Below are 23,166 nucleotides of genomic sequence, written 5' to 3' on the forward strand. Positions count from 1 at the left end.
CCCCACCCTCCGGCCCCGCCCCCGCCGACTCCCACGGGCTAGCCGCGATGTGGATCGGCTGGCTCGAATTCGACGTGTTGCTGGGCCCGGAGCTTGGGGTGCGATCACTCAAGCAGAAGCGGTCGGTCATTCGGCCCGTCGTGGCGGAGCTGCAGCGCAAGTTCGCCGTGTCGGCCGCCGAAACCGGCGCGCAGGAGCTGTACCGACGGGCGGGCATCGGCGTGGCCTTGGTGTCCGGTGACCGCCGCCACGCGGTCGACGTGCTGGACGCGGCCGAACGCATGGTGGCGGCGCGTCCCGAGTTCGAGCTGCTGTCGGTGCGGCGGGGCCTGACCAGGAGTGACGACTAGTCCTAACCATCGCGGCCCGGGCGCTTGCGGCCCAGCGGCGCCGGGGCGACGACGCCCGGGGCGAGCCGTCGGGTGAATATCAGGAACGCCGTGTGCCCCCGCATCGAGTGCTGCGGCCGCACGGCCAGCCCGACGACGTTCCAGCCGCGTTGCAGCGTCTCCCACGACCGCGGCTCGGTCCAGCACTGCTGGGCCCGCAGCGCCTCCACGGTTCGCGACAGCTGGGTGACCGTGGCGACGTAGATCATCAACACCCCGCCGGCTATCAACAGGCGCGCCGCCGCGTCGAGCACCTCCCACGGCGCGAGCATGTCGAGCACGGCGCGGTCGAAGGAGCCGTCGGGCAGGTCGGAGTCCACCAGGTCGCTGACGATCAGTTGCCAGTTGTCCGGTTCGCCGTCGAAAAACACCGAGACGTTGCGGCGGGCGTGTTCGGCGTGGTCGGCGCGCTGCTCGTAGGAGACCACCCGCCCGTCGGGCCCGACGGCGCGCAGCAGCGAGCAGGTCAACGCACCGGATCCGGCCCCGGCCTCGAGCACCCGGGCACCCGGGAAGATGTCGCCCTCGTGCAGGATCTGGGCGGCGTCCTTGGGGTAGATCACCTGTGGACCGCGAGGCATCGACATCAGGTAGTCGATGAGCAGCGGGCGCAACACCAGGTAATCGGCGCCGTTGCTGGATTTGACCACGCTGCCCTGCTCGAGCCCGATCACCGCGTCGTGCGGAATCGACCCGCGGTGGGTGTGGAACTCGGCGCCGGGGGTCAGCGACATCGTGTAGTGCCGGCCCTTGGCGTCGGTGAGTTGGACCCGTTCGCCAACGGTGAATGGGCCGGTCGCGGACACGCCGTCTAGCGTGCCAGCCGACGCGCCGCGGCGGGTGCTTGGGGGTTGTCGGGGCCCGGTCCTAGGCTGCGCACATGACGGACCAGCCGGAGGGACGCGCGAGGCCGGCACTATCACCGTCGCGTGCGGCGGACTTCAAGCAGTGCCCGTTGCTGTACCGCTTCCGGGCGATCGACCGGCTGCCCGAGGCGCCGTCGACCGCGCAGCTGCGCGGTTCGGTGGTGCACGCCGCCCTCGAGCAGCTCTACGGCCTGCCCGCCGAGCTGCGCGGCCCCGACACCGCCACGTCGCTGGTGGAGCCCGCGTGGGACCGGGTCGTCGCCGCCGAGCCCGATCTGGCCGGCGACATCGACCCCGAACAGCGAACCGAACTGCTGGCAGAGGCCCGCGCGTTGCTCACCGGCTACTACCGCCTGGAGGACCCGACCCGGTTCGACCCGCAAAGCTGCGAAGAGCGCGTCGAGGTCGAACTCGCCGACGGCACGTTGCTGCGCGGCTTCATCGACCGAATCGACGTTGCGGCCACCGGCGAGCTGCGGGTGGTGGACTACAAGACCGGCAAGGCGCCGCCCGAAGCGCGGGCGCTGGCCGAGTTCAAGGCGATGTTCCAGATGAAGTTCTACGCGGTGGCCCTGCTGCGTTCCCGCGGCGTGCTGCCCACCCGGCTCCGCATCATCTACCTGGCCGACGGCCAGGTGCTGGACTACGCGCCCGACCACGACGAGCTGCTGCGCTTCGAGAAGACGCTGATGGCGATCTGGCGCGCCATCCAGTCCGCGGCGCCGACGGGCGACTTCCGCCCCAGCCCGTCGCGTTTGTGCGAGTGGTGCCCCCACCAGCAGCACTGCCCGACCTTCGGCGGAACACCACCGCCCTACCCGGGTTGGCCGGATGTTGCCGCGGCACAACCGATCTCGCATCCGACCGAACCGGCCGCGTGAGGCGTCGGGCAAGCGAAAAACCGTCCGAAACGCGGATTCGCCCGCGAGTGCGGTACCCTGTCTAAAGCGTCGGCGACCCACTGGGTTGCCGACGAGTCGTGATCGATTCTTTGTTTTCTTTGCTCAGATCCCCTCCGGGGCGCCGAGTCCAAGACGACCAGGCGCACCTGCGGAAGCTCGAGTCGCGGCGACCGATATTGCCACACCGGCAATCTCGTCTCCATCGAAGCTTTAGGGACATCGAAACATGCTGGAAGACAACACCTTTGCTCACCTTGGCGTGAGCCCGCCACTGGTCGACGCGCTCGCCGCGCGGGGCGTCCACCACCCGTTTCCGATACAAGTGCAGACGCTGCCGGACACGCTCGCCGGCCGCGACGTCCTGGGCCGCGGCAAGACCGGTAGCGGCAAGACGCTCGCGTTCTCGATTCCCCTGGTCACCCGGCTTGATCCAGCTGACCGGCAACCGGGCCGGCCCACCGGGCTGGTGCTGGCGCCCACCCGCGAGCTGGCGACCCAGATCGCCGCGACCATCCAGCCCCTCGCCAAGGTGCGCGGCCTGCGCGTTGCCACGATCTTCGGCGGGGTCTCGCAGAACAGGCAAGCCGCGGCGCTGAGGGCGGGCATCGACATCGTCGTGGCCTGCCCGGGCCGCCTCGACGACCTGATGAAACAACGCGTGGTCAGCCTGGACGCCGTTCAGGTCACGGTCATCGACGAAGCCGACCACATGGCCGACCTCGGTTTTCTGCCGACCGTCACCCGCATCCTGGCGGCCACCCCTGCCGTCGGCCAGCGGATGCTGTTTTCGGCCACCCTGGACGGCGCCGTCGACACCTTGGTCAAGCGATTCCTCACCGATCCGGTGACGCGGTCGGTGGTCGAAGCGACGTCGTCGGCTCCGGAGATGACGCATCACCTCTTCTGCGTCGACGGGGTCCAAGCCAAGAAGGAGTTGGTGCACCGGTTGGCCGCGGGAGACTCCCGGCGAATCCTCTTCATGAGGACCAAGCATCAGGCGCGAAAGCTGGCCCGCCAGCTCACGCAGTCCGGTATCGCGTCGGTGGAGCTGCACGGCAACCTGTCGCAGCCCGCGCGCGACCGAAACCTGGCGGCCTTCGCCGCCGGACACGCCCGCGTGCTGGTGGCAACCGACATCGCCGCCCGCGGCGTGCACGTGGACAACATCGAACTGGTGGTGCACGTCGACCCACCCGCCGAGCACAAGGCCTACCTGCACAGGTCCGGCCGCACGGCCCGCGCCGGCGCCTCCGGCGACGTCGTCACCATCGTGCTGCCCGAGCAGCGCCGGGAAACCGAGTCGATGATGCGCAAGGCGGCCATTCGCGCGGTGCCCCAAGCGGTCAGCGCGGCCTCCCCCGCCATCCACGCCCTCGTCGGCGAGGACAGGCCCCGCAGTGCCGTCACGGTCCCCTCTCACCGCCCCTCCGGCGCGCGCAGCAGCCGCCGCCGATCTCGACGCCCCGCAACGACTACCCACCACTAGGGGACTCATGGCCGAACAGCAGATTCATCCTTCGAAAGTTCGTGTCGGTGACGTCATCGGCACGGCGAACCGCACCGAGCTTCGGTATACGGTCAAGATCATCAGCGGGCCGCAGACAAGCCCGCAGCGGTGGACATTTTTCGGCCGCGACGCTCAGGGCCAGCAGTACACGAGCTCGTTCGGCGAGGACGACGTCGTGCGCCGGTACGCCAAAGCGCCGTAGATCGCCACTAGTCGAGCGGCGACATCTCCTGCAGCATCGTGGGAATCAGCTCGCTGACGGTCGGGTGGATGTGCATGGTGCGCGAGAGCGTCGTGTAGGGCGCCTTGGCCGACATGACGTCCAGAATGGCGTGGATCGCCTCGTCGCCGCCGACGCCGAGGATGGCGGCCCCCAGGATCTCGTCGGTCTCGGCGTCCACCACCACCTTCATAAAGCCTTGCGTCTCACCCTTTTCCACCGCCCGGCCGACGCGCGTCATCGGCCGCTTGCCGATTAACGCCTTGCGGCCGGACGCGCGAACCTGGCTCACGGTCATGCCCGCGCGCCCCAGCGGCGGGTCGATGTAGAGCGCGTAGGTGGTGATGCGGTCGCTCACCCGGCGGGGGTCGTTGTCCAGCAGGTTGGCGGCGACGATCTCGAAATCGTTGTAGGACGTGTGGGTGAAGGCGCCTTTGCCGTTGCAGTCGCCCATCGCCCAGATGTGGTCGACGCTGGTCTGGAGCTTGTCGTCGACGACGATGTAGCCGCGTTCGGTTTGCACCCCGGCCGCCTCGAGACCCAGGTCGTCGGTGTTGGGGCGCCGTCCCACCGCCATCAGCAGATGGCTCCCGGCGATGGGCTCGGCGCCGGCCCGCGGCGTCAGTTCAAATCCGTTGGCGGTCTTGGTGATTCGCACGTCATCGGCGCCGACGACGATGCCGATGCCCTCGGCCTCCAGGATCTCCTTGACCGTGGCGGAGACGTCCTCGTCCTCGCGCGCGGCCAGCCGCGGGCCGCGCTCGACCACGGTCACCTGAGCCCCGAAGCGCCGGTACATCTGCGCGAACTCCAGCGCGATGTAGCTGCCGCCCACGATGACGAGATGCGATGGCAGCGTGTCGAGTTCGAGGATCGACACGTTGGTGAGAAAGTCGACGTCGGACAGTCCCGGAATGTCGGGCACCACGGCGCGGCCGCCGACGTTGAGGAAGATTCGCTCGCCGTGCAGCAGGTCGCCGTTAACGGAGATCGTGTGCGGGTCGGTGAAGCGGGCGTGACCGCGAATCAGGGTGCAGCCGTCCATGCCCTCGAGCCAGCTTTCGACGCCCTTGCGGTCGCCGAGCATGATGTCGTCTTTGCGCGCCTTGACTTTTGCCATGTCGACGATGACCGATCCGGTCCCCACGCCGTATTCGGCGCCGCGCCTGGCCAAGTGGGCGGCGTGCGCGCTGGCCACCAGGGTCTTGGTCGGGATGCATCCGGTGTTGACGCAGGTGCCGCCGACGAGCTTGCGCTCGATGATCGCGACGCGCTGCCCGGCAGCGGTCAGCCGGCCCGCCAGCGGAGGGCCGGCCTGCCCGGCCCCGACGATGATGGCGTCGAAATGCTCCGTCACTTAACCGCCGACAGGATGTATTCCGTCAGCACGTGACCCGTCACCGCAACGATGGCGAACCCGCCAAAGATCGCGACGGCGTCCTCGAGCAGCGCGATCGGCAGGTCCTTGCCGGCCACCGCGGCCAGACGTTTGCGCGCCTGATAGCCGCCGAAGGTGCCGAGCACCGCCCCGATGATGCCGGCGCCGAGCGCCGAGAACGTCCAGTGCGGCCACGCGCCCAGCACCGCTCCGGCCAGCCCGCCCGTGATGATCCGGGCGGCGAAGATCGGTGGCGCCGTGCGGGCCGGCGTCTTGGGCAGCTTGTCGTTGACGAGTTCCCCAACGGCGAGCACCGTGAAGACGATCGCGGTGATGATGTTGCCCATCCAGGACGCCCACGTGCCGTGCAGGTCGAGCCAGCCGAGATAGGCGCCCCAGGCGACGACGGCGGGGGCCGTCAGCGAACGCAACCCGGCGACGACACCAATTGCTAGAGCCAGCAGCAGAATAAGCGCGTGTGTCACGAGGACCCTCCTGGGGGACGAACAGCGCGGCAAGGGCAAGGGACGACAGCCCATGGAGAAAACGGGCGTTGGTTTTTCATCAGCCCCAAGGCGGACGTTAACACAGCCGCGGGCGCGGCACGATGATCAGAACCGGCAGAACCTGATGTCCGAAGCCAGAATCGCCTTGGCGCCGATGGCGGCGAGCTCGTCCATGATCTCGTTGACGCCGCGGCGCGGCACCAGCGCGCGGATCGCCACCCAATCCGGATCGGCGAGCGGCGCGATCGTGGGCGATTCCAATCCCGGCGTGATCGACGTGGCCTTGTCCAGCACCGAACGCGGGCAGTCGTAATCGAGCATCAGGTACTGCTGGCCGAACACCACGCCCTGGACCCGCGCGACGAGTTGATCGCGCACGGCCTTGGTCTCGCCGTGGCCGTGGTCGTCGGCCCGCTCGATCAGCACCGCCTCCGAATCGCACAGCGGCTCACCGAACGCGACCAGGTCGTGCAGGCTCAGGGTGCGCCCGGACCCGACGACGTCGGCGATGGCGTCGGCCACCCCGAGCTGCACCGAGATCTCCACCGCGCCGTCGAGCCGGATGACCGTCGCGTCAATGCCCTTTTCCGCCAAGTCTTTTCGGACCAGATTCGGGTAGGCGGTGGCGATCCGCTTGCCGGCCAGGTCGGCCGTCGTCCAGTCCCGCCCGGCCGGGCCGGCGTAGCGGAAGCTCGACGACCCGAAACCCAACGCCAGGCGCTCGCGCACCGGTGCGTCGGAGTCGCGCACCAGGTCCCGACCGGTGATGCCGAAATCCAGCTCGCCCGAACCCACGTAGATCGCAATGTCTTTGGGCCGCAGGAAGAAGAACTCGACCTGGTTGACGGGGTCGATGACGGTGAGGTCCTTGGAATCCGTGCGGCGACGGTAGCCGGCCTCCGAGAGGATCTCGCTGGCCGGCTCGCTCAGCGTGCCTTTGTTGGGAACCGCGACGCGCAGCATGCTCACAACTTCCGGTAGACGTCGTCGAGGGACAGTCCGCGCGCGATCATCAGCACCTGCGTCCAGTACAGCAACTGGCTGATCTCTTCGGCCAGCGCGTCGTCGGGTTCGTGTTCGGCGGCCAGCCACACCTCGCCGGCCTCCTCCAGGATCTTCTTGCCCAGCCCGTGTATGCCCCCGTCCAGCGCGGCGACCGTGGCGCTGCCGGCCGGTCGGGTGCGGGCGCGCTCGCCGAGCTCGGCGAACAGATCCTCGAAGGTCTTCACGGCGTGCGATTGTTCCATGTGCCACGCGGTGCAGTCACGGCGGTTACTGCGGGGCCACTTCGGCCGCGAGCGTGCGCAGAATGCCGGTCCACGCGGCGTGTCCGCGTACAAACACGCACGCTCGCGGAAAGAGGGTCAGTCCTCCGGGTTGTAGCCGAGGTTGGGGGCGAGCCAGCGTTCGGCTTCCTGCAGGGTCCAACCCTTGCGCTTGGCGTAGTCGGCGACCTGGTCCTGGGCCATCCGACCGACCACGAAGTACTGCGATTGCGGGTGCGAGAAGTACCAGCCGCTGACGGCCGCACCGGGCCACATCGCCATCGACTCGGTGAGGTCGATGCCGGTCCGCTCCTTGACGTCCATCAAGTTCCAGAGCGTCACCTTTTCGGTGTGCTCCGGGCAGGCCGGGTAGCCGGGGGCGGGGCGGATTCCCACGTACTTCTCGTCGATGAGCGCCTCGTTGTCCAGGTGCTCGTCCGGCTGGTATCCCCAGAACTCCTTGCGGACCCGTTCGTGCATCCGTTCGGCGAACGCCTCGGCCAGCCGGTCGGCGATCGACTCCAGCAGGATCGCGCTGTAGTCGTCGAGGGCCGCCTTGAACTCCGCGATCTTCTCTTGGCTGCCGAGCCCCGCGGTGACCGCGAAGGCGCCGACGTAGTCGGCCAGGCCGGTGTCCTTGGGCGCGACGTAGTCGCCCAGCGACCGGTTCGGGATGCCCTCACGGTGTTCGCCCTGCTGGCGCAGGTTGTGCAGCGTGGTGAGCACCTCGGTGCGGGTGTCGTCGGTGTAGACCTCGATGTCGTCCCCAACCGCGTTGGCCGGGAAGAAGCCGATGACCCCGTTGGCCGTCAGCCACTTCTCCTTGATCAGGGTGTCGAGCATCTGCTGGGCGTCGTCGTAGAGCTTGCGGGCCGCCTCACCCGAGGTCGGGTTGTTGAGGATGTCGGGGAACCGGCCCTTCATCTCCCAGGCGTTGAAAAACGGCTGCCAGTCGATGTATTCGCGCAATTCGGCGAGGTCGTAGTCACGGAATTCGCGTATCCCGAGGCCCTGGGCCGGGACCGGCGGCGTGTAGCCGTCCCAGTCGATCGGCGTCCGGTTGGCGCGGGCCTTCTCCAGTGTCAGCGTCGGCCGCTCGTTCTTCTGGGCGTGCCGCTCGCGCAGCGACGCGTAGTCCTTCTCGGTCGCCTCCAGCAGCGCCGGACGCTGCTTGTCGTCGAGCAGCGCGGCGGCGACCGGCACCGAGCGGGACGCGTCCTTGACCCAGACCACCGGACCGCTGCGACGCGGCGCCACCTTCACGGCCGTGTGGGCGCGCGAGGTCGTCGCGCCGCCGATCAGCAGCGGGATTTCCATCCCCTCGCGCTCCATCTCGGCGGCGAAGTTGACCATCTCGTCCAGCGACGGGGTGATCAGGCCGGACAGGCCGATGATGTCGGCGTCGTGCTCCTTGGCCGCGTTCAGGATCTTCTCGGCTGGGACCATTACGCCGAGGTCGATCACCTCGAAGTTGTTGCACTGCAGGACAACTCCGACGATGTTCTTGCCGATGTCGTGGACGTCACCCTTCACGGTCGCCATGATGATCGTGCCGTTGGTGTCCTTCGCTGCCGCAGTGCCGTTCTGCTCTTTCTCCGCCTCGATGAACGGCAGCAGGTACGCGACGGCCTTCTTCATCACCCGGGCCGACTTCACCACCTGGGGCAGGAACATCTTGCCCGAGCCGAAGAGGTCGCCGACGACGTTCATGCCGTCCATCAGCGGGCCCTCGATCACCTCGATCGGGCGACCACCCGCGGCCGCGATCTCGGACCGCAACTCCTCGGTGTCCTCGTCCACGTGGGCGTCGATGCCCTTGACCAAGGCGTGCGTGATCCGCTCGCGGACCGGCAGGCTGCGCCACTCGGCTGCCTTCGGGTCCTCACCCTTGTCCGTGCTGTTGAACCGCTCGGCGATCTCCAGCAGCCGTTCGGCCGCGTCCTCGCGCCGGTTCAGGACGACGTCCTCGATGCGGTCCCGCAGCTCGGGGTCGATCGAGTCGTAGGGCACCAGCGCGCCGGCGTTGACGATGCCCATGTCCAGGCCGGCCTTGATGGCGTGAAACAGGAACACCGAGTGGATCGCCTCGCGGACGGGGTTGTTGCCCCGGAACGAGAACGACACGTTCGAGATACCGCCGGAGATGTGCACTCCCGGCAGGTTCTCCTTGATCCAGGCGCAGGCCTCGATGAAGTCGAGCCCGTAGGACGCGTGCTCCTCGATCCCGGTCGCCAGCGCGAAGCAGTTCGGGTCGAAGATGATGTCCTCGGGCGGGAAGCCGACCTCTTCGGTCAGGATCCGGTAGGCGCGCCCGCAGATCTGCTTCCGGCGCTCGAGGTTGTCGGCCTGACCCTGCTCGTCGAAGGCCATCACGACGACGGCCGCGCCGTACTTGCGGCACAGCCGGGCCTCGCGGACGAACTTCTCCTCGCCCTCCTTCAGGGAGATCGAGTTGACGATCGGCTTGCCCTGGGTGTTCTTCAGGCCCGCCTCGATGACCTCGAACTTGGACGAGTCGATCATCACCGGGACACGGCTGATGTCGGGCTCGGCCGCGATCAACTTGGTGAACCGGTCCATCGCGGCGACGCCGTCGATCATGCCCTCGTCCATGTTGATGTCGATGACCTGCGCACCGACCTCGACCTGCTGCAGGGCGACCGACAGCGCGCTGTCGTAGTCCTCTGCCTTGATCAGGTTGCGGAACCGGGCCGAGCCGGTGATGTTGGTGCGCTCGCCGATGTTCACGAACAGGGAGTCCTCGGTGATGTTGAGCGGCTCCAGGCCCGACAGGCGGGTCGCCGTCGGGATCTGCGGCACCTCACGCGGCGCCTTGCCCTCGACAATCTTGGCGATCTCGGCGATGTGCGGCGGCGCCGTCCCGCAGCAGCCCCCGACCAGGTTGACCAGGCCGGCCTCGGCGAAGTCCTCGATGTAGCCGGCCTGACGCTCCGGGGTCTCGTCGTACTCGCCGAAGGCGTTGGGCAGGCCGGCGTTCGGGTAGCAGGAGACGAAGGTGTCCGCGATCCGCGACACCTCGGCGATGTAGGGCCTCATCTCCGGGGCGCCCAGCGCGCAGTTCAGGCCGACCGCGAGCGGCTTGGCGTGCCGGATCGAGTTCCAGAACGCCTCGGTGACCTGCCCGGACAATGTGCGCCCGGACGCGTCGGTGATGGTGCCCGAGATGATCACCGGCCAGCGGCGTCCGCGGTCCTCGAACAGGGTCTCGACGGCGAACACCGCCGCCTTGGCGTTCAGCGAGTCGAAGATCGTCTCGATGATGAGCAGGTCGACACCGCCGTCGACGAGGCCGTTGGCGGCTTCGAGGTAGGCGGCGACCAGCTGGTCGTAGGAGACGTTGCGGGCGCCGGGGTCGTTCACGTCCGGCGAGATCGACGCGGTCCGCGTGGTGGGCCCGATGGCGCCGGCGACGTAGCGGGGCTTCTCCGGGGTGCTGTACTCGTCGGCGGCCTTGCGGGCCAGGGCGGCGCCGGCGTAATTCAGCTCGTAGGCCAGTTCCTGCATGCCGTAGTCGGAGAGGGAGATCGCGTTCGCGTTGAACGTGTTGGTCTCCAGGATGTCGGCGCCCGCGTCCAGGTACTCGCGGTGGATCCCCTCGATGATCTGCGGCTGCGTCAGGTTGAGCAGGTCGTTGTTGCCCTGCAGGGCGGTCGGCCACTCGGTGAACCGGTCGCCGCGATAGCCGGCCTCGTCCGGCCGGTCCCGCTGGATCGCCGTGCCCATCGCGCCGTCGATCACCATGATCCGCTGGCGGAGAGCAGCCGTCAGTGCCTCAGTGCAGTCGGGACGGATGTTCGGCGCGAAGGTTCTCGGCTCAGAGGAGTTCACGTGCGTTCCTTCCGTAGCGGAAGGCGTCCTTGACTCTGCCGAGCGTGGCGGATACCCGGGGCCCGGGGCCCCCGAATAGCCGTTGCAACGCCTCTCGACCAGAAAAGTCTACGTCGTTACCCGATCGAGGTCTGGACGCCCAACTCGTCGCCGCTCGCGGATCTCGTCGGCGACGTGATAGTTACCAAGGTTAACCAGTTTGCAGCCGAACGCATTTCCGAGCGGTGTTCGTTGGCGGCAATCACGCCACAAGGATAGTCGGCCTATGGAATAGGCCCGGCGGTTGACAGATCCCTGCCAGGCAAGGCTCGCGGAACGGCGCAGGCGGTTTGCGGCAGGCCGTACGCTGATTCTGTGACCCTGCCGGATCGTGGCCCGGAAGCCCGTGCGCTGCCCGAACTGCACAACACCATCGTCGTGGCGGCGTTCGAGGGCTGGAACGACGCCGGCGACGCGGCCAGCGACGCGCTCGAACACCTGGACGCCATCTGGGAGGCCGACCCGATCGTGGAGATCGACGACGAGGCCTACTACGACTACCAGGTGAATCGGCCGGTCATCCGGCAGATCGACGGGGTCACGCGCGAGCTGGTGTGGCCGGCGATGCGGATCACCCACTGCCGGCCCCCGGGCAGCGACCGCGACGTCGTCTTGATGCACGGCGTGGAACCCAACATGCGCTGGCGTACGTTCTGCGCCGAGTTGCTGGCGATCGCCGACAAGCTCAACGTCGACACCGTCGTCATCCTCGGGGCCCTGCTGGCCGACACCCCACACACTCGCCCGGTTCCGGTGTCGGGCGCGGCGTACTCCCCGGAGTCGGCGAAGCGCTTCGGCCTCGAGGAGACCCGCTACGAGGGCCCGACCGGGATCGCCGGGGTGTTCCAGGACGCCTGCGTGGCCGCCGGGATCCCGGCGGTGACGTTCTGGGCCGCGGTGCCGCACTACGTGTCGAACCCGCCGAACCCGAAGGCGACCGTGGCGCTGCTGCGCCGAGTGGAGGACGTCCTCGACATCGAGGTGCCGCTGGGTGACCTGCCGATGCAGGCCGAGGAGTGGGAGCAGGCCATCACCGAGATGGCCGCCGAGGATGAGGACCTGGCCGAATACGTGTCGTCGCTCGAGCAGCGCGGCGACGCCGAGGTCGACATGAACGAGGCCCTGGGCAAGATCGACGGCGACGCGCTGGCCGCCGAGTTCGAGCGTTACCTGCGCCGGCGTCGCAAATAATCGCCTAATCGCCTGCGAGCCCGCGCGTTTCGCGCAATGACTCGACGTTGAACGCCGACAGCGAGCGGCCGAGCGCGGCAGCCTCGGCGTCCATCCGGGGCAAAAGCTTGTCGGTGACGCTGCGGACGGGGAATTCGCCGGCCGGGCTGGACAGCACGGGCTTGAGCCAGCGCAGCAGCCCGACCCACGGCGGGCAGAAGATCCGGCGCCGGCGGCCCTCGATGCCCTTGACGAGGGCGTCCGCGCACTCGTCGACCGTGGTGGTCTTGTTGAGGGGCCACGGCAGCTTCGCGATCATCTCGCCGAAGGCGGGGATGTCGGCCTTGCTGTCGCGAACCAGGGCGGTGTCGATCCAGGACATGTGCGCCGAGCCGACGCTCACGCCGAGGTTGGCGACCTCGAGCCGCAGCGCGTTGGCGAGGATTTCGTTGCCGGCCTTCGTCGCGTTGTAGGGCGCCAGCCCCGGGGCCGCCGCGTATGCGGCCAAAGACGAGACCACCAACACGTAGCCGCGCCGGTCGATCACCGTCGGCAGCGTCGCGCGGACGGTATTGAAGACGCCCAGCAGGTTGACGTCCAGCACCCGCTTGACCGCCTCCGGATCGACGTGCAACAGCGAGCCGTAGCTGGCGATGCCGGCGTTGGCCACCACGACGTCGATGCCGCCGAAGCGTTCGACGGCCTTGGCGGCCGCGGCCTGCATGGCGGGCAGGTCGCGCACGTCGGCGACGGCGGTGAGCACCCGCTCTTCGCCGAGTTCGGCGGCGACGGCCGCCAGTTCGGCCTTGTCGAGATCGGTCAGCACCAGCCGGGCGCCCTTGTTGCGGAGGCGACGGGCGACCTCGGCCCCGATTCCCCGGGCGCCACCTGTGATGAAGACGACTTTGCCGTGCAGCGACATCATGGGCGAAACGTACCTCTTTACAGCTGCACCCCGAGCAGCGCGTCGACCGCGGTCGCCACCGACTCCGGCGCGCTGGCATCATGGCCGCCGTACTCGAGCGCGTCGGTCGCCCAACCATCAAGCGCGGCAAGGGCTTTCGGGGTGTCGAGGTCGTCGGCCAGGTAGCGGCGCACGCGGGCGATGGCGTCGGCGGCGTCCGGGCCCGCGGGCAGGGCGGTCGCGGCGCGCCAGCGCCCCAGCCGCTCGGTCGCCTCGTCGAGCACCTGGCGGCTCCAGGACCGGTCCGCGCGGTAGTGCCCGGCCAACAGACCCAGCCGGATGGCCGCCGGCTCGACACCCTGCGCACGCAACTCCGACACCAGGACCAGGTTGCCGCGGCTCTTGGACATCTTGTGCCCGTCCCAGCCAATCATCCCCGCGTGCACGTAGTGGCGGGCGAATCTGCGTTCGCCGCGGACACATTCGGCGTGGGCGGCGGTGAATTCGTGGTGCGGGAAGATCAGGTCGCTGCCCCCGCCCTGGATGTCCACGGGGCTGCCGATGCGGCTGAGCGCGATCGCCGCGCACTCGACGTGCCAGCCGGGCCGGCCGGCGCCGAACGGCGAGGGCCAGCTGGGCTCGCCGGGCCGCGCCGCCCGCCACAACAGGGCGTCGAGTTCGTCGGTCTTGCCGGCGCGGTGCGGGTCGCCGCCGCGCTCGGCGAACAGCTGCAGCATGGTGTCGCGGTCATAGCCGGACTCGTAGCCGAACTGCACGGTGGCGTCCGCCCGGTAATAGATGTCGGGATAGTCGCCGTCGAGGACGTACGCCGCACCGGATGCCAGCATCTTCTCGACGAGCTCCACCACTTCGGCGATCGCCTCCGTCGCGCCGACGTACTCGCGCGGCGGCAGTATCCGCAGCGCCGCCATGTCCTGGCGGAAGAGGTCGACCTCCCGGTCGCCCAGCTCGCGCCAGTCGACGCCGTCGCGCTCGGCGCGCTCGAGCAGCGGGTCGTCGATGTCGGTGACGTTCTGCACGTAGTGGACGTCGTGACCGAGGTCCAGCCACTGCCGGTGCACCAGGTCGAAGGCCAGGTAGGTGGCCGCGTGACCGAGGTGGGTGGCGTCGTAGGGGGTGATGCCGCAGACGTACATGGTTGCCTTGGATCCGGCCGCCACCGGACGCACCTGCCGGTCGGACGTGTCATACAACCGCAGCTCCGGGCCGCGCCCCGGCAGCACCGGGACCTGTGCGGAAGACCACGTCTGCATAACGTCGACTCTAAACGCGCACGGGATCAGCGAAATTCCTGGCGGATGGCGCCGAGGAGGATCGGGGCCAGCTCGGCGCGGCACATGACGAAGTCGGGCAGGTACGGGTCGAGCTGGTTGTAGCGCAGCGGCGAGCCGTCCAGCCGCGACGCGTGCATGCCGGCGGCCATCAGCACCCCGGCCGGGGCGGCCGAGTCCCATTCCCACTGCCCCCCGGCATGCACATAGGCGTCGACGTCGCCGTCGATAACGGCCATCGCCTTGGCGCCCGCCGATCCGATCGCGACGGGCTGAATGTGCAGCGTCTGGCGGATGCGGTACAGCACCGCGGGTGGCCGGGTGGCGCTGACCGCGATTCGGATGGTCCCGGGGATGCCGGTGCGCGCGGCGCCGGCGGTCACGGTGTCGCTGCGGTACACCGTGTTGCCACGGGCGGGCAGCGAGACGGCCGCGTCGGTGATCTCGCGCTGCCCGTCGGTGGGCCGCTGCCACAGCGCGATGTGGACCGCCCAGTCGTCGCGGCCCGGGGTGGAGAACTCGCGGGTGCCGTCCAGCGGGTCGATGATCCACACCCGGTCGTGATTGACCCGGGAAAGGTCGTCGTAGGCCTCCTCGCTGAGCACCGCGTCGCCGGGCCGCTCGGCCCGCAGCCGGCGCAGGATCAACGCGTTCGCCAGGCTGTCCCCCGCGTCGCCGAGGGCCCAGGGATGGCCGAAACCGATTTCGTCGCGCACCTTGAGCAGCAGCTCCCCCGCGTCCGCGGCGAGATCGGCGGCGAGGGCGGCGTCCGTCATCTCACCCGGCGCGGAAGTCACCGGTTCAGTATCGCCGACGACCTGGCCCGCTTTGACCGGTGGCGGCGACCCGCACTAGAACGCCGGCCAGGGAATGGGGCGGTGCCGGTTGGGCGCCGGCATGACCGGGTTGTCCAGCAGCCGGCACGCGCGCCGGCGCAGCGCCGCGATTTCCGCGCTGGTGATGTGCCCGGCCAGCTCGTCGGCGAACGAGCCGGCCAGGGAATCGGCGAGCCCGGCGATCGCCTCGCACGTGTTGTCGTCGATCGGCTTGCCGGCCCAGCCCCACAGCACGGTCCGCAGCTTGTTCTCCACGTGCAGGGACACCCCGTGGTCGACGCCGTAGATGTGGCCCTCGAGGTCGCGCAGGACGTGGCCGCCCTTGCGATCGGCGTTGTTGATCAGCACGTCGAACACCGCCATCCGCCACAACCGGATGTCGTCGGCGTGCATCAGGACCACCTCGTCGCCGGCGTAGTCGTAGGCCCGCAGCACCGGCAGATAACCCGGCTCATGTTTGTCGGCGGGAAACAGGTCGACCAGGTCGGGCAGGTTCGTGGGGGGTGAATCCACCGCGTCACCGGGCTGCTGTATCCACAGCTGCAGCATGCCCGGGCCCGCCGGCCCGTGCCGAATGATGGTGTAGGGCACGATGTTCCAGCCCAACTGCACCGCCACCAGGTACGCGCCGAGTTCGCGCCCGGCCAGGGTCCCGTCCGGGAAATCCCACAGCGGCGCCTCACCGGAGATCGGTTTGTAGACGCAGTGCACGCTGGCCTCGCCGAGCGTCGACTCGCACAAAAAGGTGGCGTTGCTGGCGGAGCGGATGCGTCCGAGGACCGTCAGTTCGCCGTCCCGCAGCACCTCCCGCTCGTGCGCCTCGTTATTCCTCGGCGTCATCGTCGGGCCCGAGAAGCGCGCTGCGCTTGTAGCCGTTGGTGCGCGCGCAGATGTGGCCCTCGGGGTCCAGCGGTTCGTCGCACAGCGGGCACGGCGGACGGCCGGCCGAGATAACGCGGTTGGAGCGGGTGGCGAACTGGCGTGCCGACTCCGGCGTCAGGAAGACCCGCACCGCGTCGGGGCCTTCCTCGGTGTCGTCGAGCACGACCGAGGCGTCGAACTCGGCGTCGGTGACGGCCAGCAACTCGACCACCACCGTCTGCGCCTCCGAGTCCCAGCCGAGGCCCATGGTCCCGACCCGGAACTCCGCGTCGACGGGCGTGATCAACGGGCTGAGGTCGTCGATCTCGGCGGGCTCCGGCGGAACCGGCGTGCCGAACCTGCGGTTCACCTCGAGCAGCAGCGCGCCGATGCGCTCCGCGAGCACCGCGACCTGTTGCTTCTCCAGGACCACCGACACCACCCGCGAATCGCCCACGGCCTGTATGTAAAACGTGCGATTTCCGGGCTGGCCGACGGTCCCGGCCACGAAGCGGTCGGGCGTGCGGAAGACGTGAATTGCGCGGGCCATGGCACCTCCAAAATACCGGCTGTTGCCGTCGCCGTGCGATTCGATTGCCCCGCCGCAGCGAAACTAATCAGTCGACCCGCCGACCACCGCGTCGCTCGTCGGCACCGCTTCGGCCGGCCCGGTTTGCGACTCCCCTTTCGACTCATCGTGAGCCTCATCACCCTTGGTCTCGTCCTTCGGCGGGGGCCCCGCCCGCAACGCGGCGGACAGCCGGCCGCCCGTGTGGTTGACGTGCAACACGAACGGCCGCAGCGGGGTGTAGCGGATCACCGTTACCGACCCGGGGTCGGCGGTGACGCGCTGGAACCCGTCCAGGTGCATGCCGTAGGCGTCGGCGACGACGGACTTGATGACGTCACCGTGGGTGCAGGCCACCCAGAGCGCGTCGGCGCCGTCTGCTCCGCCAATTTCTAAGGCCAGCCGTCGGTCGTGCGCGCGGATGGCTGCGACCGCGCGAGCCTGCACCTGCGCCAGGCCCTCGCCGCCGGGGAACACCGCCGCGCTCGGGTGGGCCTGGACCACCCGCCACAACGGCTCCTTCGTCAACTCACCGATCTTGCGGCCCGTCCAGTCGCCGTAGTCCACCTCGGCGAGCTCCTCGTCGATCAGGGGCTCGAGGCACAGCGCTTCGGCTAGCGGCTCGACGGTGCGCCGGCAGCGCAGCAGCGGGGAGGTCACGACCGCGCGGATCGGCAGGTCGCCGATCCGGTCGATCAGCCCGGCGGCCTGCTCGCGGCCCTTGTCGTCGAGGTCGACGCCCTCCGACCGCCCAGCCAGCACACCGGCGGTGTTCGAGGTGGAGCGGCCGTGCCTGAGCAGGATGACGGTCACGACGACGACCGTACTCGGTGCGGTCGGCGCGACGGGTTCGCTAGCGGGAGACCGGCACGGCGTGCGCGATCGAGTCGCGGACCGCGGCGGTCAGGCTGCGCTCGTCGGTGAGGTCGATGTCGACCAGGCCGCGGATCGCCCGCGCGACCACGTCCTCGGCCTGCGGAACGGGGCCGGAGAGGCGTGGGCGGTAAATTTCGACGACGAGCGAGCGGTGCTCGATGTGGAAGGAGAAGCTGCGCCCATCACCGAGTTGTCCGTACCCGCTGGCAAAGATTCCCGTCGAGATGTCCTCGACAGCAAACTCTTTGTCTGCGACATGCCGGTCAACGATGACGGTCATGACGCGACCATACCTCTCCAGTCCGACCCCATGCAGGCAACATGGCCATATTGGATGCGAAACCGTTCCCTAAAATTTGAATTTCACATTGGTGACGCGAGGGAAAATAATTGCTGCGACGACATACGGGCGACAAACCAGCAGCCCAGGGCGCCTTCCTTGCGATGGCGTTTTTGCTGGTAGCCGCCGCGGGTTGCTCGGGCGATCCGCTCGGTAGCGCGCCGCCCACGATCGAACCCGCCCAGCCGGCCGTCTCCCCGCCGACGTCGCAACCCCCGGCCGGCACGGTGCGACAGCTGGCCGGCCACGGCGCCGCGGCAATCTTCGACGCGGCCACCCGTCAACTGGCCGTCCTGGCCCCCGGCGGCGACCCGGAGGCGCCCGCCAGCCTCACCGAATTCGGTGACCCGCAGGCCGCGCCGCGGGTCGTCGACCTGCCGGGCCCGGCGACCTCTTTGACCGGCGACGGCCGCGGCACGGCCTTCCTGGCCACCCGGGGCGGCTACTTCGTGGTCGACCTGTCCGCCGGACGCGCGACCCGCGTGCCCGTCGCCAACGCCCAGCAGGTCGACTTCACCGCCGTCGCCCAGCGAGCCGACGGAACGCTGGTGCTGGGCAGCGCGGACGGCGCCCTCTACACCTTCGCCTCCCGGACACCGGCCTCCGTACGCAGCGCCACCATCAGCACCCGCAATAAGATCTTCGCACGTGTGGATGCGATTGCGGCACAAGGGAATACGATCGTAGTGCTGGATCGGGGCCAGACCTCGGTGACGACGATCGGCGCCGACGGACGCGCCCAGCAGGCGCTGCGTGCCGGGGAGGGCGCGACCACCCTGGCCGTTGACTCGCTGGGCCGCGTCCTGGTCGCCGACACCCGCGGCGGGCAGCTGCTGGTCTACGGCGTCGACCCGCTGATCCTGCGGCAGGCCTACCCGGTGCGGCAGTCCCCGTACGGCCTGGCCGGTTCCCGGGGGCTGGCCTGGGTGTCCCTCACCGCGGCGAACGTCGTCATTGGTTACGATCTGTCAACCGGAATTCCCGTCGAAAGGGTGCGATACCCAACCGTGCAGCAACCCAACTCGCTGGCTTTTGACGAAGCGTCGGGCACCTTGTACGTGGTGTCGGGGTCGGGTGCGGGTGTCCAGGTCATCGAGCACGCGGCGGGCACGCCGTGACGAGCCGTCAAGAACCGCGGTGGAGTCGGCTGCCGGCGGGCTGGGAAGCCGAGATGTCCGACGAATACGAATGGATCCCGCTGCGCCTGCCGCCGGAAGTGACGCGGCTCAGCGCGTCCATCCGGCTGTCCATCGAGGCCGAATATCGCGGCTGGGAGCTCACCCGGGTGCGCCTCTACACCGACGGCAGCCGACGGGTGTTGTTGCGCCGCAAGAAAACTCGTCTGGACAGCCGACGGCCCGACCAACCGGAATTGTGATGTACCGGCTTACCCGCCGGCTGTTGTTCCTGTTCCCGCCCGAACGCATTCACACGCTGGTGTTCGCACTGCTGCGCGCCGTCACGGCCCTGCCCGCCGCGCGGCGGTCGCTGCACCGACGGCTCGGCCCGACCGATCCGGTGCTGGCCAGCACGGTGTTCGGGGTGCGTTTCCCCGGACCGCTGGGCCTGGCCGCCGGCTTCGACAAGGACGGCAAGGGCCTGCTCACCTGGGGCGCGTTGGGTTTCGGATATGCCGAGGTGGGCACCGTCACGGCGCAACCCCAGCCTGGCAACCCCGGCCCGCGTCTGTTCCGGCTGCCCGCCGACCGGGCCCTGCTGAACCGGATGGGGTTCAACAATCGCGGCGCCGGCGCGCTGGCGATCCGCCTCACCCATCGCCGCCCCGACGTGCCGATCGGGGTCAACATCGGCAAGACGAAGGCGGTCGCGGCCGCCGACGCCATCGGCGACTATCGGGCCAGCGCCCGGCTGGTGGGGCCGCTCGCGTCGTATCTGGTGGTCAACGTCAGCTCGCCCAACACTCCGGGGCTGCGCGACCTGCAGGCGGTGGAATCGCTGCGGCCGATCCTGCAGGGCGTCCTGCTGGAGGCCTCGACGACGTCGACGCCGGTGCTGGTCAAGATCGCACCCGATCTTTCCGATTCCGACGTCGATGACATCGCCGACCTCGCCGTCGAGCTGGGCCTGGCCGGCATCGTCGCGACCAACACCACCGTGTCGCGGGAGGGACTGACCACGCCGGGGGTGAAAAAGCTTGGCGCGGGCGGTATCTCGGGGCCGCCCGTGGCGCGCAGGGCGGTCGAGGTGCTGCATCGGCTATACGGCCGGGTGGGTGACCGCCTGGTGCTCATCAGCGTGGGCGGCATCGAGACGGCCGACGACGCGTGGGAGCGGATCACCGCGGGCGCGTCGCTGCTGCAGGCCTACACCGGCTTCATCTACGGAGGAGGCTTGTGGCCCAAGCACATTCACGACGGCATTGCCCGCCGCCTGCATGACGGGGGGTTCGCGTCACTCGGCGACGCGGTGGGGTCCGCGGCCATCGACCCGGGCCGACCGACGGGGGGCTCGGAACGGCTTGGGGAGCCCGGATAGCCGTCCTATTTGGCGTGTGTCAATTAAAACGGTTGAACGCCTTGCCAATACGACGCCGCGCGTTGCGGGTTGTGCATTTGTATAACTAGCTGCTAGAAACGGGTTTAGCCCGTCACAATTTGGTGAACATGTGACCGGTATCTCAGCAGGCTAATCGGGAGAGCCTTCGAGGGGAGACTGCCATGTCATTTGTCGTTGCTGCGCCGGAAACGGTCGGGGCCGCCGCCGGGGATTTGGCGGGCATCGGTTCCGCGTTGCGAGAGGCCACCGCGGCCGCAGCGGGCCAGACGACCGCCATCACCACCGCTGCCGCCGATGACGTGTCGCTGGCCGTCTCGGAGCTATTCGGTGCGTACGGGCAGCAATTCCAGGCGATGACCGCCCAGGCGGCGGCATTTCACAACGAGTTTGTGAACCTGCTGAACGGTGGGGCGGCGGCCTACCTCGGTACCGAGCTCGCCAATGCCCAGCAGGCCATGATCGGCGAATTCACCGCCAACGGCGCGGCTGCGTCCGCCCCGCTTCTCGGCGGGTTGCTCGGCGGGGGCGGGCTGCTCGGTGGGGGCGGTCTCCTCGGCGGGGGTGGCCTGCTCGGCTTGGGCGGCTCAAGCGGCGGCGGCCTGCTCGGCGGACTCCTCGGCGGCGTCGACGGACTGCTCGGCCTGGGTGCCCCGGGCACCGGGCTGCTCGGCGGCTTGGGCAGCGGGCTGAACCAACTCCTCAGCCCCTTCAACGGCATCTTCAACAGCATCGGCGGCGCATTCGCCAACGGCTTGGGCGCCTTCCCGGCGATTCTTAGTGGCTTCCCGACCCTGAGCGACTTCTTCGGGCCGTTCAACCTTGGCAATTTGACCCCAGGCCTGAGCCTCACGTCGGGACCCCTCGGCGCCCTGCTGGGGCCGACCCTCAACGGCGTCGGACTGGACCTCGGCAACTTCTTGTCCAACGAGCTGACCCACGGCATAACCCTGAGCGACGTGGGCGGAACCGTGACCGGGCTCTTCCAGGACGTGCCGCTGCTCCAGGGACTTCAACCCCTGCTGAACTCGTTGCTGCCCGGGCTGTTCGGGCCGGTGCCATCCGGCAGCCCGGCGCCCTATCCCAACCCGTACACGGTCCTCTTCGAGAACACGGCGACGAATCTGAGCCTGATGGGCGCGCAGTTCGCAAGCCATCCGTTCCCGATCCTGAGCCAGATCATCGCCAACCAGAGTCACTATGCGCAGCTCATCGCGAGTGGGGTCGCGAGCGACTTGCAGGGTTTTCCCGCGAACGTTCCGGCGAACATTCAACTGGCCGTTCAGGGCGCCGCGACCTTCAACCCGGTGGCCCTGGGGCAGACGTTCGTCAACGGCGTGACCGGCTATGGGTGGACGGTGAGCACGTCGCTGCAGCAAATCGGCTCCGGCATCCAGGGCACTCTGCCCGCCGCGACCCGCGACATCGCGGCGGCCCAGGCAGCAGTAGCCGCCGGCAACTACTACGCGGCGGTGCAGGACGCAGCGCACGCGCCGATCGACCTGTTCATCACCGGCTTCGATACCAGCCACCTGACGACCAATGTCAGTGGTTCCATTGCGAACCTCAACGCCACGATCTCCATCGTGGGCCCGGTCGGGTTGGAAGGCCCGGCGGCAGCGCTACTTCCCATCCTGACCGCCACCGGACAGCAGGTGCAGGGTGTCGCCAGCCTGGTCCCTGCCGGCTCTGTCCCAGGGCAGATGCTGCACAACTTGGCCAACGCGGTCGGCGTACTCACCAACGCCGGCGTCTCGGCGAACTTCACGGTGACCCTGGCGGCTTTGCCTCCGGGCGGTACGCTGGCCGGCCAGGCCATATTCGGGCTGCCATTGCAGCTGGGCTTCGCGATATTGGGTCCGCCGTTCGCGATGGCGAACGGGGTCGCGCAGGGCGCGACGGCGTTCGGTACGGCGGCGCAGACCGGCAACGTCCTGGGAATGCTGAACGCGGTCGGCGACATGCCCGCCTACGCGATGAACGGCTTCCTGAACGGCCAACTGCTGGTGGACCTTCCGCTGCCGGTGGCCGTGTCGGAACCCGGGGTGGGCGTCATCATCCTGCCGGCCACCGCCCACGTGCCATTCGACGGGCTTCTCACTCCGCCGGAACCGCTCTCGGTCACGATTCCGCTGAAGTTGCTCGGCATCAGTATCCCCATCAACCAGACCCTGGGCGGCACGGAATTCGGGGGCCTGTTCCCGACGCTGTTCAACACCATTCCGGAAGCGATCGCCGCGGCAATCACACCGACCGGCTAGTCCCTGTCGCGAAAGTGCAACTGGCGACGCGTTGCCCGAGTGGCCTGTCGGCAGTTGCACTTTCGCGAACGTGCGGGCTACTTCTGCTCGTAAGTCCCGTAGATGTAGGCGCGCGCGATCGCGTGCTGGAACAGGTTGAACCCGAGGAACGCCGGGCTGGCGTCTTCGGGCAGCTCGAGCTTCTCGACGTCCACGGCGTGCACCGCGAGGTAATAACGATGCGGCCCGTGCCCCGGCGGCGGCGCGGCGCCGACGTAGCGGCGCATGCCGGCGTCGTTCACCAAAGTCAGTGCGCCGCCGGGCAAATCGCTGCCGTCGCCGGCATTGTCGGGTAGCTCGGTGACGTCGACGGGCAGGTTGGCCACCGCCCAGTGCCAGAAGCCGGACAGCGTTGGGGCGTCCGGGTCGTAGACGGTCACCGCGAAGCTGCGGGTCTCCTCGGGGAACCCCGACCAGCTCAACTGCGGGCTGACGTCCTCCCCGCCGGCGCCCATGATCCCGCTGACTTGCGGGGTGGCCAGCGGCTGCCCGTTGGTGATGGAGTTCGAATTCAGGCTGAACGACGGCAGTTTCGGCAGCGCGTCGTACGGGTCGGGCGGCAGGCTCATGGGCGATCCTCTCTT

General features: G+C 68.8%; 23 protein-coding genes. 9 read left to right on the forward strand and 14 right to left on the reverse strand.

What is annotated here, in order from left to right; genetic code table 11:
* Nucleotides 1–47: 47 nt before the first annotated feature.
* Nucleotides 48–350, forward strand: coding sequence for a DUF503 domain-containing protein (locus tag A5712_RS19650; RefSeq protein ID WP_068108392.1), 303 nt, complete (start codon nt 48–50; stop codon nt 348–350).
* A gap of 2 nt (nt 351–352) precedes the next feature.
* Here A5712_RS19650 and trmI read toward each other — a convergent pair whose 3' ends face one another.
* Nucleotides 353–1,195: a tRNA (adenine(58)-N(1))-methyltransferase TrmI gene (gene trmI, locus A5712_RS19655; protein ID WP_068108395.1), complete on the reverse strand. Its 843-nt coding sequence runs from the start codon at nt 1,193–1,195 to the stop codon at nt 353–355.
* Nucleotides 1,196–1,269: 74 nt separating this feature from the next.
* Between trmI and A5712_RS19660 the strand changes: the two genes are divergently transcribed.
* The 3 genes from A5712_RS19660 to A5712_RS19670 all read left to right on the forward strand — a co-directional run bounded on the left by A5712_RS19660 (nt 1,270) and on the right by A5712_RS19670 (nt 3,866).
* Nucleotides 1,270–2,136, forward strand: coding sequence for a RecB family exonuclease (locus A5712_RS19660; RefSeq protein WP_068108398.1), 867 nt, complete (start codon nt 1,270–1,272; stop codon nt 2,134–2,136).
* Between the two features lie 247 nt (nt 2,137–2,383).
* Nucleotides 2,384–3,643, forward strand: coding sequence for a DEAD/DEAH box helicase (locus tag A5712_RS19665; RefSeq protein WP_068108400.1), 1,260 nt, complete (start codon nt 2,384–2,386; stop codon nt 3,641–3,643).
* Between the two features lie 7 nt (nt 3,644–3,650).
* Nucleotides 3,651–3,866: a hypothetical protein gene (locus A5712_RS19670; protein ID WP_068108403.1), complete on the forward strand. Its 216-nt coding sequence runs from the start codon at nt 3,651–3,653 to the stop codon at nt 3,864–3,866.
* Nucleotides 3,867–3,873: 7 nt separating this feature from the next.
* On the opposite strand, the gene A5712_RS19675 is transcribed toward A5712_RS19670, so the two are convergent.
* The 5 genes from A5712_RS19675 to metH all read right to left on the reverse strand — a co-directional run bounded on the left by A5712_RS19675 (nt 3,874) and on the right by metH (nt 10,882).
* Nucleotides 3,874–5,241, reverse strand: a complete 1,368-nt coding sequence (locus A5712_RS19675; protein WP_068108406.1) for an FAD-containing oxidoreductase — start codon at nt 5,239–5,241, stop codon at nt 3,874–3,876.
* Nucleotides 5,238–5,747 carry a DUF4126 domain-containing protein gene (locus A5712_RS19680; RefSeq protein ID WP_068108410.1) on the reverse strand — a complete coding sequence of 170 codons (510 nt, stop codon included), beginning with the start codon at nt 5,745–5,747 and terminating at the stop codon, nt 5,238–5,240. The genes A5712_RS19675 and A5712_RS19680 overlap by 4 nt, the downstream gene beginning before the upstream one ends.
* Nucleotides 5,748–5,873: 126 nt before the next feature.
* On the reverse strand, nt 5,874–6,731 hold the full coding sequence (hisG, locus tag A5712_RS19685; protein ID WP_068108415.1) for an ATP phosphoribosyltransferase: 858 nt from the start codon (nt 6,729–6,731) through the stop codon (nt 5,874–5,876).
* A gap of 2 nt (nt 6,732–6,733) precedes the next feature.
* Nucleotides 6,734–7,015, reverse strand: a complete 282-nt coding sequence (locus tag A5712_RS19690; RefSeq protein WP_068108418.1) for a phosphoribosyl-ATP diphosphatase — start codon at nt 7,013–7,015, stop codon at nt 6,734–6,736.
* 117 nt (nt 7,016–7,132) lie between these two features.
* Entirely contained in the window at nt 7,133–10,882 is a 3,750-nt protein-coding gene (gene metH / locus A5712_RS19695; protein WP_068108421.1) for a methionine synthase, read from the reverse strand.
* A gap of 360 nt (nt 10,883–11,242) precedes the next feature.
* Here metH and A5712_RS19700 point away from each other — a divergent pair, with 360 nt between their 5' ends.
* Complete coding sequence (locus A5712_RS19700) at nt 11,243–12,112, forward strand: PAC2 family protein (protein WP_173817410.1); 870 nt, start codon at nt 11,243–11,245, stop codon at nt 12,110–12,112.
* Nucleotides 12,113–12,116: 4 nt separating this feature from the next.
* On the opposite strand, the gene A5712_RS19705 is transcribed toward A5712_RS19700, so the two are convergent.
* From A5712_RS19705 to A5712_RS19735, 7 genes are all read right to left on the reverse strand, one after another.
* The gene (locus A5712_RS19705) at nt 12,117–13,016 is read right to left on the reverse strand and encodes an SDR family oxidoreductase (RefSeq protein WP_068108424.1); all 900 of its coding nucleotides are present in this window, start codon (nt 13,014–13,016) and stop codon (nt 12,117–12,119) included.
* A gap of 17 nt (nt 13,017–13,033) precedes the next feature.
* Nucleotides 13,034–14,269, reverse strand: coding sequence for a cysteine--1-D-myo-inosityl 2-amino-2-deoxy-alpha-D-glucopyranoside ligase (gene mshC, locus A5712_RS19710; RefSeq protein ID WP_068108427.1), 1,236 nt, complete (start codon nt 14,267–14,269; stop codon nt 13,034–13,036).
* A 26-nt stretch (nt 14,270–14,295) separates the two neighbouring features.
* The gene (locus tag A5712_RS19715; protein WP_068108429.1) at nt 14,296–15,063 is read right to left on the reverse strand and encodes a 3'(2'),5'-bisphosphate nucleotidase CysQ; all 768 of its coding nucleotides are present in this window, start codon (nt 15,061–15,063) and stop codon (nt 14,296–14,298) included.
* 75 nt (nt 15,064–15,138) lie between these two features.
* Nucleotides 15,139–15,963, reverse strand: a complete 825-nt coding sequence (locus A5712_RS19720) for an SCO1664 family protein (protein ID WP_369830411.1) — start codon at nt 15,961–15,963, stop codon at nt 15,139–15,141.
* Nucleotides 15,947–16,534 carry a DUF3090 domain-containing protein gene (locus A5712_RS19725; RefSeq protein ID WP_068108432.1) on the reverse strand — a complete coding sequence of 196 codons (588 nt, stop codon included), beginning with the start codon at nt 16,532–16,534 and terminating at the stop codon, nt 15,947–15,949. The genes A5712_RS19720 and A5712_RS19725 overlap by 17 nt, the downstream gene beginning before the upstream one ends.
* Nucleotides 16,535–16,597: 63 nt before the next feature.
* A complete protein-coding gene (locus A5712_RS19730) occupies nt 16,598–17,365 on the reverse strand; it encodes a histidine phosphatase family protein (RefSeq protein WP_068108435.1) in 768 nt (255 codons plus the stop codon).
* Between the two features lie 40 nt (nt 17,366–17,405).
* Entirely contained in the window at nt 17,406–17,708 is a 303-nt protein-coding gene (locus A5712_RS19735; protein ID WP_068108438.1) for a hypothetical protein, read from the reverse strand.
* A 164-nt stretch (nt 17,709–17,872) separates the two neighbouring features.
* Here A5712_RS19735 and A5712_RS19740 point away from each other — a divergent pair, with 164 nt between their 5' ends.
* The 4 genes from A5712_RS19740 to A5712_RS31450 all read left to right on the forward strand — a co-directional run bounded on the left by A5712_RS19740 (nt 17,873) and on the right by A5712_RS31450 (nt 22,543).
* A complete protein-coding gene (locus A5712_RS19740; RefSeq protein WP_068108441.1) occupies nt 17,873–18,886 on the forward strand; it encodes a YncE family protein in 1,014 nt (337 codons plus the stop codon).
* A gap of 53 nt (nt 18,887–18,939) precedes the next feature.
* A complete protein-coding gene (locus tag A5712_RS19745; RefSeq protein ID WP_068108689.1) occupies nt 18,940–19,146 on the forward strand; it encodes a DUF5703 family protein in 207 nt (68 codons plus the stop codon).
* On the forward strand, nt 19,146–20,264 hold the full coding sequence (locus tag A5712_RS19750) for a quinone-dependent dihydroorotate dehydrogenase (protein WP_068108443.1): 1,119 nt from the start codon (nt 19,146–19,148) through the stop codon (nt 20,262–20,264). The genes A5712_RS19745 and A5712_RS19750 overlap by 1 nt, the downstream gene beginning before the upstream one ends.
* Before the next feature lie 182 nt (nt 20,265–20,446).
* Nucleotides 20,447–22,543 carry a PE family protein gene (locus A5712_RS31450; protein WP_068108448.1) on the forward strand — a complete coding sequence of 699 codons (2,097 nt, stop codon included), beginning with the start codon at nt 20,447–20,449 and terminating at the stop codon, nt 22,541–22,543.
* A 77-nt stretch (nt 22,544–22,620) separates the two neighbouring features.
* On the opposite strand, the gene A5712_RS19760 is transcribed toward A5712_RS31450, so the two are convergent.
* Nucleotides 22,621–23,151 (reverse strand): YbhB/YbcL family Raf kinase inhibitor-like protein, encoded by a 531-nt coding sequence (locus A5712_RS19760; RefSeq protein ID WP_068108451.1) that lies wholly within the window; start codon nt 23,149–23,151, stop codon nt 22,621–22,623.
* Nucleotides 23,152–23,166: the final 15 nt, after the last annotated feature.

The sequence above is a fragment of the Mycobacterium sp. E2327 genome, assembly GCF_001672675.1.
Lineage (GTDB): Bacteria > Actinomycetota > Actinomycetes > Mycobacteriales > Mycobacteriaceae > Mycobacterium.